Consider the following 14,075-nt stretch of genomic DNA (forward strand, 5'->3'; position numbering starts at 1 on the left):
ACATAATGATACTCATTGCTAAACAGGAAATCTTGACGATTGCTGAACAATGGCTGAACGGTGGTGGCGAATCGCAAGCCACCTTATGATGCACGGCATCTAGAGTGCCGCCGGATTGCCCAACGTCCCATGTCGGAAAAAGACACCATCTCCCTTCACCTCGTGCGTGAAGCCTTGCTGCAGAGCTGCGCGCCTGGGGCGGCCACCGTCGAAGCCTTGAGCAAGGTCGGGATCGATCCGGCACTGCTGGAGCAACCCGACGCCCGTGTTCCGGCCACCGCCTACGCACGGTTGTGGCGTCTGCTGGCAAGGCGTCGGGACGATGAGTTCTTCGGCATGGACCCGCGCGCGCTCAAGTCCGGCAGCCTCGCGTTCCTCTGTCGCGCCGCCATGGCGCAACCGAGCCTGGCGGCCGGCCTGGAAACCGCCTTGGGTTTCCTCTCGCTGATGCTCGAACACCTGCCAGCCCAACTGGTGCGTCAACAAAGCCTGGCGGAAATTGTGTTGCACGAACCCGAGCCTGAACCCAATCGCGCCTTCACCTATTTCACCTACTGGATGATCGTGCACGGCGTCGCCTGTTGGCTGGCAGGGCGGCGCATCCCGATCCTGGCGATCGAGTTGCGTTGCCCGCAGCCGGATTTTTGTGACGATTACCGGGTGATGTTCTCTGACAACCTGCGTTTTGATCGGCCGCGCACGCGCATGATCTTCTCCGCCGAGTGCCTGGACCTGCCGATCAAACGCACTGCCGAAGAGCTCAAGCGTTTTCTCGCCCACGCGCCCGCCAACATCCTGGTCAAATACCGCGACCCCGACAGCCTGGCCACCCGTATCAAGCATGACCTGCGCCAAATGCCCCCCGAGACCTGGCCTGAAACCGAGGGCCTCGCGGCCACGCTGTGCATCTCCGCTTCCACGTTGCGCCGCCGCCTGGCGGAAGAAGGGCAGAGCTATCAGGGGCTCAAGGACAGCGTGCGCAAGGAACTGGCGATTGTGTGGCTGGCTGAACCGCAGATCAGCTTCGCCGAAATCGCAGCGCGGCTGGGGTTTGCCGATGCCAGTTCGTTCTACAAGGCGTTCCGTAAGTGGGTGGGGTCCAATCCTGGGCATTACCGCAGCTTGATCCTGGGGGAATCCCGTTGAACGGCGCATTGGACTGCTGACGGCCAAGATTTTTCCGATCCCATCCATTCGTTTTCCGGGGCAGGGTAGACGCTCTTCAAATTTTGAAAGCGAGCCCCCCTGATGCACAAGGTCGTTGCTACGGCTGAACCTGTTGTAGTGGGTCCCCTGTCCTCCGTCACCGGCATTCAGCCAGATCGTTCCGTTGAGGTCATCCGTCCGGAGCCCTGGCTGCGCGCTTCGACGCTGGTCCATCACATCCCAGGCCAATTGCAGGGCATCAGCGATTTTTCACAAGCCATGCTCGACAAGGCGGTACTCAATGCCCGCAATCAAGAACGCTGGATCGTGGCCTTGGAGCACCGCGTGCAGGGCAAGGCGGATCAGGACAGTATCGACCTCGCTGACATCCGTTTTTCAACGGTCACCGGATCTGCGCTGGCTACCGACGTCCAGCGTGGGCGCAAGGCCCTGGGCGCTTTGGCGAATCGTCCAGGCATGCAGGAGGTCTGGCGCGAATATGGAATCGACCGCCAAACCGCCCCTCTACGCCTCTTCGATGGACGTTTGGAGGCATTGGGCAGTGCAGGGCGCTGGATCGATCTGAGTGGTGCCGTATCAGCCCAGCCAGACTTGAAGAAACGCTTCGACCGGCTGCTGAAAATCGCGCAGACCACCGGCCATATTCTGCACTCCACGGGCGAGGTCGACGCGTTGCAGACACTGCGCGTGATGCTACCCAAAGCAGACGGGCAGGACGTACCCCGCTCGGTCAAGGACATTCGCAATCTGATTGGCTGGCAGCGCCATCCGTTACCGTCCAGCCCGCCGATGGGCAACTACACCGGGCCTTGGCTGGGGCTGGACTCGCCTCTGAGCCTGAGCCTGCAAGACCGCCAAACGCTGGTTGAGGCCTTTGACCGCTTCGTCGGCCCGCAGTGGCTGGATAAGCAGCAGTCTCTTTCCGGTAACGTCGATGCGCACATGCTTAGACTGTTACGCTCCCAGAAAAAGCTCAATGCCTATCGCCAGCATCGTTTGCTGGAGGGGTTGAAGGTGTCCCGCGATGGTTTTCGCGAACAGCAATTCAATCAGTTGCTGATCACCGCGCACCTGTTACGCATTGATCCGCACCTGGGGCAGCAGCGAAACCACGTGGCGGGTTATGACCTGTACTCGGTACAAAATACCGGGCTCAAGATGGCCGATGTCCGCAAAGACCTGCATATGCACCTGATGCGCAGCAAAGGCGTGCATCCGGACGCCGTGGACATGGTGAGCCATTTATTCCTGGCGACTGCTGCGCCGGAATTTCTGGTGCGGGATATCCCCGACACCCTGCACATCGGTTCTCCCGCCTGGCTGGTGTTGAGGAAAACCGTTGCCCTGCTTGAAATGCACGCGCCAGGATCGAGTCGGACCCTGACGTATGCTCAAGTGCTGGAGCGCGCGCTTCTCCAGCCTCCCACACCCGCACTGGTGCCGTTGTTCCAGGCGGCCGAGGCCGATCCGTTGCTGGATTGGAGCGTGCTCAACGGGGTGATCGCGCGCCGTGCGGATGACCGTTACACCGTGGAAGATCTGCGCAAGAGCGCTGAGAAATACAAAAACTATATCGAGACCACTGAAAAGGCCACGGCGGCTCTGCAGACGCTGCCCGTGACGCGCAGAGCCTTGGCCCAAGCGGACCTCAAGGCGGTGTTCCCGGGACGGGACCTGGACAAGCCCGTGCAAAGAGACACTTATCCGATGCCCTTTTTCATGGCTGATCCCTCGCATGAATTGAGCTTGATCGACCTGCATATGATGGGGGTGCTGAAGAGCGGTGAGCATGCGCAAAAAGTGGCCAAAGGTCCCTTTGGCGGGACGACGACAGCAGTGGGCGGGGACCTCGCTGATCTGCAAGCGGGTTTTAATCGGCTTCGGTTTACCAAAGACGAGCTCGATCGGTCTGTAAGGTCGGGTGTCGACGTGTTCAGTTCGGCCATCACGACACGTCTCAAGGACCTTTTCAGCAAAATGCCGCATCAGGACCGACAGGTGCTGGAGCGAGAAGAACTGACGTTTTACCGGGTGGAGGGCGAGTCCATCACCGCCGAGGGAAAGTCCATCAACGGTGCCGATGAACAAACGGAACGGGTCAAGGGGCGCTATGGTTTTATCGTCCAGGCGGGACAGGGTGAGGACGCAAGGTGTTTCGAGTTTTGGCCCCAGAGGGGCGAGTACTTCGAGCGTCCCGCATTCCTGAAGACACTGGCCCAAGGCGAAGCGGTCGTGCCCCGTGTGTGGGTGACAAAACTGCAATCCCATGCCGACGGCCATGGGGCTGGGGAGTCCCAGGTACAGATACGAGCCTTGCGCGAAACCCTGCCGGCCGGCAGCGGGCGCGGATCGTTGGCAGACGGCGGTTATTTTTCGCAGAAAACCAGGGATTTTGCCGCCTATGTGCGGCGCCATGATCTGGTGCTCAATCGCCAGGAACTCCTGGACTCCGCCATGGGTGCGACGCCGCGTGAGCGTTTCGCGGCGCGTACGCAGAAAGCGGTAACGACCATTGAAGACCTGCTTATTCCGTTTAAGGGATGCTACGACGACATCGCCTCCGGTCGCGTAAAGACCGACCTGGGCGCGCTTACCGGCTGTGCGCTCGACGCCGTGATGATGGGGTCCGTGGTCGCTGGCGAGGTGGTTGAAGGTGCGCAGGCTATCGGGCGGGCAGAGACCCTATCGTCCAAGGTGTCGGCGGCTACTAGAGCGTTCGGCACGCTGAGCAATAACCTGTTCAATCCTGTTGCGGGTTTGGAGCAACCGTTACGGGAAGGCTACGAATGGTTGAGCAGCCGCAGTGTTCATCGTCTGGACAGACCGTTGGGTGAGCTCCGTGCGACCTGGAAGACCACGATGAAGGAGCAACTGAGTGCCCAGCCGGTTGCCACTGAACGTCCCCGGAAAATGCGCAGGCCATCCGTTGACGGTGAGCAATCGCGTCCACACGATTCGGCTCAACTGCCGATCCTGAAAACTGCCGAAGCGACCACCGCGACACCTGCGCTTGAACAAAGCCGCCAAGCCATTGAACGAGCACTGCCCATCGCCCGGGAGCGACTCAATGGCGCGTTGAGTACGTTGTCGGATCCTGAGTTTGAAAAAGACCTTAAATTCGTCTGCAAAACCTTCTTCGGCGCGGATTCCGAGGAAGCCTTGGCGGCCTTTGCGCGCAAGCAGCGCACGATGAAAGTGGATTTGGATAAGCTCGATCTTTCCAACATCAATTTCCTCGAAAACGAGGGCACGGAGTGGCAGGCCCAACTCCTGCCGTCGTCCTATAGCCGCTACAAAGCAGGCAACCTTCAGGAAAAATACATTGAAGTGAATGTGGACGGCGCCACGCACTATTACCGCTACATGGGGCGTAGCGACGACGCCATGGCCAACACCCTGATCCACGAGCAGGCCCATGGTTTCCCCGGCGATGATGATTATGTCTATTCCGGCGCGATCAAAGGCGGACGCGAGGACATTGCAGACCTGCTCAACCTGGGCAACACCACGGACCCCAAACATTTTCGCCACTTGGGTGACGAGGTGCAGGAGGCGACCTTGAGCTTGTTCGCCAAGACGCCCCAGGCGCATAACGCCGACTCGACCCTGTTCGGCATTGCGTTGCTGGACCAGGCTAAAAACAACCGGGCGTTGTACGAGGAAAATGTGAAGGCGATTCAACAGGCACTGGACAAGGCCAAGGCCAATGGCGGCGTGATTACCGAACACTTGCCCGTCAGAATCATTCGCAAGCGTGCAGTCAGCAGCGCTCCTTTGCCGCGCTTTGTACTGATGCGCCACGACCAGACGGGCAACATCGTCCAGGTGCTGGAGCGGGTCCCCCGGCCGGTGGTGCACGGTCGTCAAGCACCACGGACTGTGAGTGATGTTGTTCAAGAGGTGTTCAAGTGGCATTGAAGCGCATGTTCGAATGCATAGGGTAAAAACGGCTTGGATGAATCGCAGATCGACTTCAGCGAAATGATCGGGAGGTTGGGAATGGCTGGATGCGCCCAGCTTTATCAGTATGGATAACTGGCCTGGTCGTTGGAGCCGGACTGGCGCTCAAAGCCAGTGACCACGCCGTAAAAAATGTGCAATGCCTGACATATATTGGAATTCACCGCGTAGCCGATTTCCTAAATTGAAAAATAGCCGGAAAATTCGTCCGGTAAAATCACGACATCTCCGTTGAGCGTTACTTAGATTTTGCAGTTCTTTCTATTCGATGGAACTGCAGATGCTAAAGCCGGGACGCCGTTGGGGATTGCCTTGAGTACTGCATCTACTGCGCTGGAGATCAAGGAGGCGTGTTCAACGGGGAGGGAGGAGCAGTGTAGTAAGGCGAAGTATGTGGAGGTGGGTAAGCTGGGCGCAAGCGTTGTGGGCGGAATGGCAGGTGGGGCTTTGGTAACCGCGCTATGTCTTATCGTATTGGCCCCCACAACCGGGCCAGTGTCATTGGGCTGCCTGTTGATAGGAGGGGGAACCGGTGGTGCGATTGGTGGCAGTTATGGGGGAGCGTTCGGGGAAACCGTAGGCGAGAAAATCTATGAGTATTGATTTCTTGTTCAATCACCCTCAGAAATTTTGGTTTGATCTGGGAGTCATGTGTTTGGCCCTTGCCTTCAATGTGACGGGCATTGTTCTGGCGTATACACGACTGGATGAGATGGAGGACCGATTAAACAAATGCAGTCTTGTCACTTCTCACAAGCGCATCTGGGGTGATTGGATACTGGGGAGGGTGATTCGACTGTACGTGGTCATGGCGACGGTATCAATGCCACGGTGGAACATACGGCGCGGTGTTGTGGACCGGCAGCAAGTGCAGGACTTTCCCCGCGGCCTTAAACGTTTGCTTCAAAGCATGATGCTTGGAGGGATGGTTTTTTTAACGGTCGCCACAGTCGACACCCTATATAGATGGCTGAGGCATTAAACAAAAAAAGCCCCATGACCGAATGGACCACGGGGCTAAAAATTGGCTGGATGCGACCAACCAAAGGAGCTCTTTACGTTACTTCGCAGTCGCCACGACGGTGTCCGGCTTCCAGCCACCTCCCAGCGCCTTGTAGATCGCCACAATCCCGCGATACAGGTCCACTTCGGCCTGGGCCTGGGAGTCTTCGGCGGCCAGGCGTTCGCGTTGCGCGTCGAGCAGGACGAGGAAGTCCACGGTGCCTTCGCGGTAGCGGATCGCGGCGAGGTCGGCGGCGGCGCGGCTGGATTCGCTTTGGCGGATCAGCGAGACCAAGCGTTGCTGACGCTTGCCGTAATCACTGAAGGCATTCTCGGATTCTTCCAGCGCCAGCAGCACTTGTTGCTCGTAGCTTGCCAGGGCGCCGTCGGCTTCGGCGTCTGCGCCACGCAGACGGGCACGTACGCTGCCCAGGTCGAAGGCGGCCCAGGTGATGCTCGGGCCCAGGGCCCAGGCATTTGCGGCGGACGAACCGATCTGCGAACCACGCCCGGCGGTAAAACCGAGGAAGCCGCTGAGGCTGACCCGTGGGAACAGGTCGGCCTTGGCCACGCCGATGCGCGCGGTGGCGGCGGCCAGTTTGCGTTCGGCGCTGAGGATGTCCGGGCGCCGTTGCAGCAGTTGCCCTGGGTCACCGATCGGTAATGCCTTGGCAATCGCCGGCAGGTCTTTCGGGCCCAGGTCCACGGTCAGCTTGTCGGGGCGCTGGCCGAGGAGGGTGGCGATGCGGTTGCGCTCACGCACCTGTTCGGCTTGCAGTTGCGGCACGCTGGCCTCCACTGCTGCGAGGCGTGCGTCGGCGCGCTCCACGTCGAGTTGGTCACCCACACCGGCGTCGCGCAGGCTGACGGTGATGGTGCGCGAGTCCTGCTGGTTCTTCAGGTTGTCGAGGGCGATGCGTTCACGCAGTTGCGCGCCGCGCAGTTGACCGTAGGCGTCCACCAGTTCGGCAATCATGGTGACTTGCAGTTGGTACAGGTCGGCCTCGGCGGCTTGCTGGTCGGCGTCGGTGGCTTCCAGGTTGCGCTGGATGCGCCCGAACAGGTCCAGTTCCCAGGCCATGTCCAGGCCCAGGTCGTAACGCTCGGTCTTGACCCGGCTGGTGGTCTGGCCGGGGATCTGGCCCTTGCCCTGGTCACTGCTGACGCGGCTGGTAATTGTCGGCATGGCGTCGTTGCTGGCGTCATCACGGATCGCCCGCGCGGCCCGCAGACGGGCAAACGCCACGCGCAGATCCCGGTTGCCTTGCAGCGATTGCGTGACCAACTGGTTGAGGGTCGGATCGTCGAACTGCTGCCACCAGATGCCTTCGAACTTGGCGTGGTCATACTGCTTGGCATCCGCGGCGGCGGTAATGTTCGCCGCCTCCGGGGTCTGGGTCTTGTAGTCCGGGCCCACGGCACAGGCGCTCAGCGCCAGTACCAGCAAGCTCGGCAGGAATACTTTCACACTCATTGCTGTGTCTCCAGCTTCAAGGCCTTGGCCGCTTTGCGCGCTTCGCTGCGCTCCACATAGCGACGGATCAGTACGTAGAACACTGGCGTCAGCAACAGACCGAAGAAGGTCACACCGATCATCCCGGAGAACACCGCCACGCCCATGGCATGCCGCATCTCGGCACCGGCACCGCTGGACAACACCAGTGGCACCACACCCATGATGAAGGCGAACGAGGTCATCAGGATCGGCCGCAGACGCAGGCGGCAGGCTTTCAGTACCGCGGCGAGCGGGTCGAGGCCTTCCTGCTGTTTGTCCTTGGCGAACTCGACGATCAGAATCGCGTTCTTACACGCCAGGCCCACCAGTACGATCAGGCCGATTTGGGTGAAGATGTTGTTGTCGCCGCCCGAGATGATTACCCCGGTGATGGCCGACAGCAGCGTCATCGGTACGATCAGGATCACCGCCAGCGGCAGGCTCCAGCTTTCGTATTGGGCGGCGAGTACCAGGAACGCCAGCAGTACGCAGAGCGGGAACACGAACAGTGCGGTGTTGCCCGAGAGGATTTGCTGATAGGTCAGGTCGGTCCACTCGTAGGTCATGCCGTTGGGCAGTTCATCCTTCAACAGTTTTTCAATCGCCACCTGGGCCTGGCCAGAGCTGTAGCCCGGTGCCGCGTTGCCGTTGATTTCAGCGGTGATAAAGCCGTTGTAGTGCATCACGCGGTCCGGGCCCGAGGTGTCGCTGACCTTGATAAAGGTCGCCAATGGGATCATCTCGCCTTTGTTGTTGCGCACTTTCAGCTGGCCGATCTGGTCGGAGTCCTGGCGGAACTGTTGCTCAGCCTGCACGTTGACCTGATAGGTACGCCCGAAGCGGTTGAAGTCGTTGGCATACAACGAACCCAGGTAGACCTGCAGGGTGTCGAAGATGTCGCTGATCGCCACGCCGTGGGTCTTGGCCTTTTCGCGGTCGATGGCGGCATCGACCTGGGGCACGTTGACCGTGTAGCTGGTGAACAGGCCGAACAACTCGGGCACGCCACGGCTCTTGGTGATGACGTTCTGCACTTCTTTGTACAGCTCGTCATAACCCAGGTTGCCACGGTCTTCGATCTGCAGGCGGAACCCGCCGATGGTGCCCAGGCCCTGTACCGGCGGCGGTGGGAAGATCGCCATGTAGGCTTCTTCGATATTGCTGTATTGGCCGTTCAGTGCACCGGCAATCGCACCGGCGGACATGCTTGCGTCTTTGCGCTCATCGAACGGCTTCAAGGTCACGAACACGATGCCGCTGTTCGGGCTGTTGGTGAACCCGTTGATCGACAGGCCAGGGAAGGCGATCGCGCTTTCCACGCCGGGCTGTTTCAGGGCGATGTCCGACATGCGCTTCATCACGTTTTCGGTGCGATCCAGGCTCGCAGCGTCGGGCAATTGGGCGAAGGCCACCAGGTATTGCTTGTCCTGGGCCGGTACGAAACCGGTCGGGGTGTGGGCAAATCCGAAGAAAGTCAGCACCATCAGGCCGGCGTACACGAACAGGGCAATCCCACTGCCGCGAATCACCCGGCGCACAGTGCCCACGTAGCCATGGCTGGCCTTTTCGAAAAAGCGATTGAACGGACGGAACAACCAGCCGCCGAAGAGCTTGTCGAGGACCTTCGAGAAGCGATCCTTCGGTGCGTCATGACTGCGCAGCAACACGGCGGCAAGGGCAGGGGACAGGGTCAGCGAGTTGAACGCCGAGATCACCGTCGAGATCGCAATGGTCAAGGCGAACTGTTTGTAGAACTGCCCGGTCAAGCCACTGATAAACGCAGCTGGAATGAACACCGCACACAGCACCAGCGCCGTGGCGATGATCGGCCCGGTCACTTCACTCATGGCTTTTTCAGTCGCCGGGAACGGCTCCAGGCCCAGCTCGATATTACGTTCGACGTTCTCCACCACCACGATGGCGTCGTCCACCACGATGCCGATGGCCAGTACCAATCCGAACAGCGACAGCGCATTGAGCGAGAACCCGAACAGGTGCATCACCGCAAAGGTACCGATCAACGAAACCGGCACGGCCACCAACGGAATGATCGAGGCGCGCCAGGTCTGCAGGAACAGGATCACCACCAGCACCACGAGGATCAGCGCTTCGAACAGGGTGTGCACCACCGCTTCGATGGAGCCGCGTACAAAGATCGTCGGGTCATAGGCGATGCGGTAATCCATGCCTGCCGGGAAGCTCTTTTTCAGCTCGGCCATCTTATTGCGCACATCGTTGGAGATGTCGATGGCATTGGAGCCGGGGCGTTGGAAAATCGGTATCGCGACGGCCGGCTGGTTATCGATCAGCGAGCGCAGTGCGTATTGGCTGGAGCCCAGCTCGACCCGGGCGATGTCCTTGAGGCGTGTGATTTCGCCGTTGGCGCCGGCGCGAATCACAATGTTCTCGAACTCTTCCTCAGTGACCAGACGGCCCTGGGTATTCACCGACAACTGGAAGCTGGTGTCAGACGGTGCAGGCTGCGCGCCCAAGGCACCGGCCGCGACCTGGCGGTTCTGCTCGCGGATCGCCGTGACTACATCGGTCGCGGTCAGGTTGCGTGAAGCGGTCTTGTTCGGATCCAGCCAGACGCGCAGGGAGTAGTCACCCATGCCGAACAACTGCACGTCGCCGACGCCGCCCAGGCGGGCCAGCTCATCCTTGATATTGAGGATCGCGTAGTTGGACAGGTACAGCATGTCGTAGCGCTGATCCGGGGAGGTCAAGTGCACCACCATGGTCAGGTCGGGGGAGGCCTTGTCCACGGTAATACCGATGCGTGTCACTTCCTCAGGCAGTTTTGGCTGAGTCCGCGTCACCCGGTTTTGCACCTGCACCTGCGCATTGTCCAGGTCGGTGCCCAGGGCGAAGGTGATGGTCAGGGTCAGCTTGCCGTCGGCGGTCGACTGCGAGGACATGTACAGCATGTTCTCGACGCCAGTGATGGCTTGCTCCAGCGGCGCGGCCACGGTTTCACCGATGACCTTGGGGTTGGCGCCGGGGAAGTTGGCACGCACCACCACGGTCGGCGGCACCACTTCCGGGTATTCGCTGATCGGCAATTGGAACAGCGAGATCGCACCGGCAATCAGGATCAGCAGCGACAGCACTGCTGCGAAGATCGGCCGCGAAATGAAGAACTTGGAAAAATTCATCTTGAGTCGTATCCCTTAACCGCGTGGAGTCGCAACGGCTGCGAGCTTGGGCGCGGTTTTTTCCGGCGCCACTTGCTCCAGGTTGCTGGCTTCAAGCGCTTGTCGTTGTTGGGCCAAGGCGGCGAGGGTTTCCTGGCTGGCCATCGGGATGGTTTCCGGGGCGACCGGCGAGCCTGGGCGCACGCGTTGCAGGCCCTTGACGATAATAGTGTCGTCCTTGTTCAGGCCGCTGCGCACGATGCGCAAGCCTTCGATCTTCGGCCCCAGTTCCACCGCGCGGTACGCTGGCTTGTCGCCTTCCATCACCAGCACGAACTTCTTGCCCAGGTCGGTGCCGACGGCCTCGTCGTTGATCAACACGGCCGAGTAGGTGCCGCTGCCGACCAGCTTCAGGCGCGCATACAGGCCAGGGGTGTATTCGCCCTTGCTGTTATCGAACACGGCGCGACCACGGATGGTGCCTGTGGCCGGGTTGACCTGGTTGTCGACGAAGTTCATCTGGCCCAGGTGCGGGTTGCCGGTTTCATTCGACAGGCCCAGGTACACCGGGGTGGTGGCGCCACGACGGCCTTGGCGAGCCAGCTCGGTGTACTTGAGGTACACGCGTTCATCGGCATCGAAGTAGGCGTAGACCTTGTCGGTGGAGACCACGCTGGTCAGCGCGGTGACGTCGGCGGTCACCAGGTTGCCGGCGGTGATTTCGGCACGGCTGACGCGGCCGCTGATCGGCGAGGTCACGCGGGTGAAGCTCAGGTTCAGCTTGGCCAGGTCCAACTGCGCCTGGATCCCGGCGACGGCGGCGCGGGCTTCCTGGGCGGCGGTGGTGCGCGAGTCGGCCAGTTCGGCGGAGATCGCATTGCTCTGGCGCAGGCGTTCGCCGCGCTGGGCTTCGTTGTCGCTGCGGGTGGCAGCGGCGCGGGTTTGTTGCAACTGGGCTTCAAGGCGGCGCACTTCGGCCTGGAACGGACGCGGGTCGATCTGGAACAGCAGGTCGCCTTTCTTGACCAAAGCGCCTTCGGTGAAAGCGACTTGGTCAATCTGGCCAGAGACCCGTGGACGAATCTGTACGGTTTCGGGCGCTTCCAGGCGACCAGTGAACTCATCCCACTCGTTGACCGGCTGCTCAAGCACCTTGGCCACGCTGACTTTCGCCGCCGGCATGGCGGCCGCTTGTTCCGGGGTCTTGCCGCACGCGCTCATCACCACCACGGCCAAGATCGCCAGGGGGAAGCGCAAATGTTTGAGTGACTGTTCCATGAGGTGCATCCGCCAATGTATTTGAGATGGGCGGATCATGCGCGGCGAGGCGGTATGTCACGAATCGAATGAAGCAAAGGTAACTATCATTCGGAATGATATAAGCGCGAGATTAGCCCTCTAGCATGGGGCTTTCGTTAGGGAGCTATCAATGGGCGTGATGACAAAGGACTGTTGCGGCCATTGCAACGACGATCGCCGGTGAGCGTCACGGCATCCTGGATTACGGGCTGGCATGCGGTTTTCGGCGCTAGTATCCTGCACCCCAATAGGCGCTCGACGCCGGAAAATTGCGCCGCCGCGCCGATGTATTGATCACAGCCGTTCGGCAGGGACGTCATTTATGAGCTCGCTTCACGCACTTAACCGTTCAAACGCTACCCAGACAGCCAATGACCTTTCTGCCTATATCGGGAGGATGATCACCACGCTGAAGCAAAAGATTACCGAGAGCGAGCAAGAGATTAAGGACATTGACTCACTCACCCCACTTCTCGCCGCAACTGAGCGGTCGAAGACCTTGAGGCCTACCCAGGAAAGGCTGCAAGCGTATCAACTGGACGTCGATGAACTCGCTGAAGAGTATTACGGGTTTGGTTGGTTATTTAATCGAAAAAATACTAAAGCGGCGCAGGCGCTACGTGATGCGGCAAAGGAACACCATAACCAGGTGATAGCAGACTGGGATGCAACTGACGCTCAGGCACAGCTCACGAAGAGAATTACTCAGCACAATCAAAATGTCAGCGCGCAGAAAAACAAAAAGCCTGAAATAGAGCGGACGCTGGCCGGCTCGAAGCAGCTTCTGAAAGCGTTTGAAGTATTCGAACGGGCTTCGGCCGAAGGGCTGGCTGCGGCGTCCGGCAAGGCATGGCTCGCTGGCACGTTCACGGCTACGTTATTGCAAATAAATGCTTTTGTACGTCAAGACCAACTATCAGAGGCAACGGCCCTGCTTGGGACACTGGTGTACCAGAAACGACCCACTGATACGGATTACGCCACCCTGCAAAGCGAGGCCGAGCGCATTCGCGACGAGGCATATCGTGATCACTACGGCGTGCCTGTTACGGGTGGCTTCGGTGAAATCGTCGGGGCATCCGCCAAGCTGGCTGCCGCCAACATGGAACCGTCTTGGGGCCAGCGACTGCTCGACTGCACAGAGCCTGCGAACCAGTGGCAATTATTGACGCAAATCCTCACGTCGCCACTGACGTTCTCGGTTGATGTGCTTTGGTCCATCTATTGGGCAATGCTCCAATGTGAAGATCAAATGGCGAAGTTCCTTTCCAGCGCCGTCGTCAAGGAGGATCCACTGAATGGCAGGTTCAGCGCGTATGTCGATTCATGGCTGTCCCAGTGGGCCGGTAAACAGATACCGAAGTTCGGTTACCCGACGTCCCAGTCGTACCTGGGCACCTTTCATTTGGCCGGGACACCGGAGGAATCGCGCGTCGCTGCCGACATTGGACTGATCATTTCACTGAATGTGGGTGGCCTGGTTTGCAGAAAAGTAGCATTGCTTCAAGCAAAGCGCGCAAAGGACTGGGTGGCTGATGTCGGCAGCAAAAAGGGCCAACTGACCACTCTGTCGAGCCAGGAACTCACCGGTTATTACCTGTTCTACCATGAGTCGCCAGGGTTCAAGTTAGCCCCTCCCGTGCCCACCGTGAGTTCGGCGCTTGCACTGCAAAGCTTGCTGGTCGCCGCTAACAGGGGGACGTTGGGGGAAAAAATCCTGCTGGATGTGAGCAAAAGTGGATGGGACTGGGCCAGCTTTATCACTTTCGGGCTATGTGACCCGGTATCTGCGGTGGGGCAGAGTTTCGATACGATTGATCATGCGTTCCAGATTCTAGGGAACGACGAAACCGGCGAGTTGCCTCAACATTTGTTTCTGTTGGCGATTGAAGACGAAGGTTATGTGCGCGATCTGCAATTGCAAGTGCGCACACGCTACCCCTCGGTTGATAAACCGAAGGTAAAGCGCAGAAAAAAAATCGATAAAGATGACCTGGAGAATGGCTACACGCTTTGAA

General features: G+C 59.5%; 6 protein-coding genes. 3 read left to right on the forward strand and 3 right to left on the reverse strand.

The annotated features are described in order from the left end of the window. The first annotated feature begins 129 nt into the window (after positions 1-129). Entirely contained in the window at positions 130-1,146 is a 1,017-nt protein-coding gene (locus AD670_RS08430; RefSeq protein WP_053130452.1) for an AraC family transcriptional regulator, read from the forward strand. A gap of 102 nt (positions 1,147-1,248) precedes the next feature. Then, positions 1,249-5,085, forward strand: a complete 3,837-nt coding sequence (locus tag AD670_RS08435) for a hypothetical protein (protein ID WP_053130455.1) — start codon at positions 1,249-1,251, stop codon at positions 5,083-5,085. Positions 5,086-6,187: 1,102 nt separating this feature from the next. On the opposite strand, the gene AD670_RS08450 is transcribed toward AD670_RS08435, so the two are convergent. From AD670_RS08450 to mexE, 3 genes are read right to left on the reverse strand one after another with little or no spacing between them, the layout of a single operon-like run. Continuing rightward, positions 6,188-7,603, reverse strand: a complete 1,416-nt coding sequence (locus AD670_RS08450; RefSeq protein ID WP_053130465.1) for an efflux transporter outer membrane subunit — start codon at positions 7,601-7,603, stop codon at positions 6,188-6,190. After that, positions 7,600-10,779, reverse strand: a complete 3,180-nt coding sequence (locus AD670_RS08455; protein ID WP_053130468.1) for an efflux RND transporter permease subunit — start codon at positions 10,777-10,779, stop codon at positions 7,600-7,602. The genes AD670_RS08450 and AD670_RS08455 overlap by 4 nt, the downstream gene beginning before the upstream one ends. Positions 10,780-10,794: 15 nt before the next feature. Then, positions 10,795-12,036 carry a multidrug efflux RND transporter periplasmic adaptor subunit MexE gene (mexE, locus tag AD670_RS08460; RefSeq protein WP_053130485.1) on the reverse strand — a complete coding sequence of 414 codons (1,242 nt, stop codon included), beginning with the start codon at positions 12,034-12,036 and terminating at the stop codon, positions 10,795-10,797. Positions 12,037-12,379: 343 nt separating this feature from the next. Here mexE and AD670_RS08465 point away from each other — a divergent pair, with 343 nt between their 5' ends. Then, positions 12,380-14,074 (forward strand): hypothetical protein, encoded by a 1,695-nt coding sequence (locus tag AD670_RS08465; protein WP_053130471.1) that lies wholly within the window; start codon positions 12,380-12,382, stop codon positions 14,072-14,074. Position 14,075 lies beyond the last annotated feature (1 nt).

Origin of the sequence: Pseudomonas sp. MIACH (assembly GCF_001269925.1) — a bacterium.
Taxonomy (GTDB): Bacteria; Pseudomonadota; Gammaproteobacteria; order Pseudomonadales; family Pseudomonadaceae; genus Aquipseudomonas.

Bases quoted from the DNA above. Each gene is read 5' to 3' on its own strand.
- AD670_RS08455 (WP_053130468.1), bottom strand. From the start codon at position 10,779: ATGAATTTTTCCAAGTTCTTCATTTCGCGGCCGATCTTCGCAGCAGTG.
- mexE (WP_053130485.1), bottom strand. From the start codon at position 12,036: ATGGAACAGTCACTCAAACATTTGCGCTTCCCCCTGGCGATCTTGGCC.
- AD670_RS08450 (WP_053130465.1), bottom strand. From the start codon at position 7,603: ATGAGTGTGAAAGTATTCCTGCCGAGCTTGCTGGTACTGGCGCTGAGC.
- AD670_RS08465 (WP_053130471.1), top strand. From the start codon at position 12,380: ATGAGCTCGCTTCACGCACTTAACCGTTCAAACGCTACCCAGACAGCC.
- AD670_RS08435 (WP_053130455.1), top strand. From the start codon at position 1,249: ATGCACAAGGTCGTTGCTACGGCTGAACCTGTTGTAGTGGGTCCCCTG.
- AD670_RS08430 (WP_053130452.1), top strand. From the start codon at position 130: ATGTCGGAAAAAGACACCATCTCCCTTCACCTCGTGCGTGAAGCCTTG.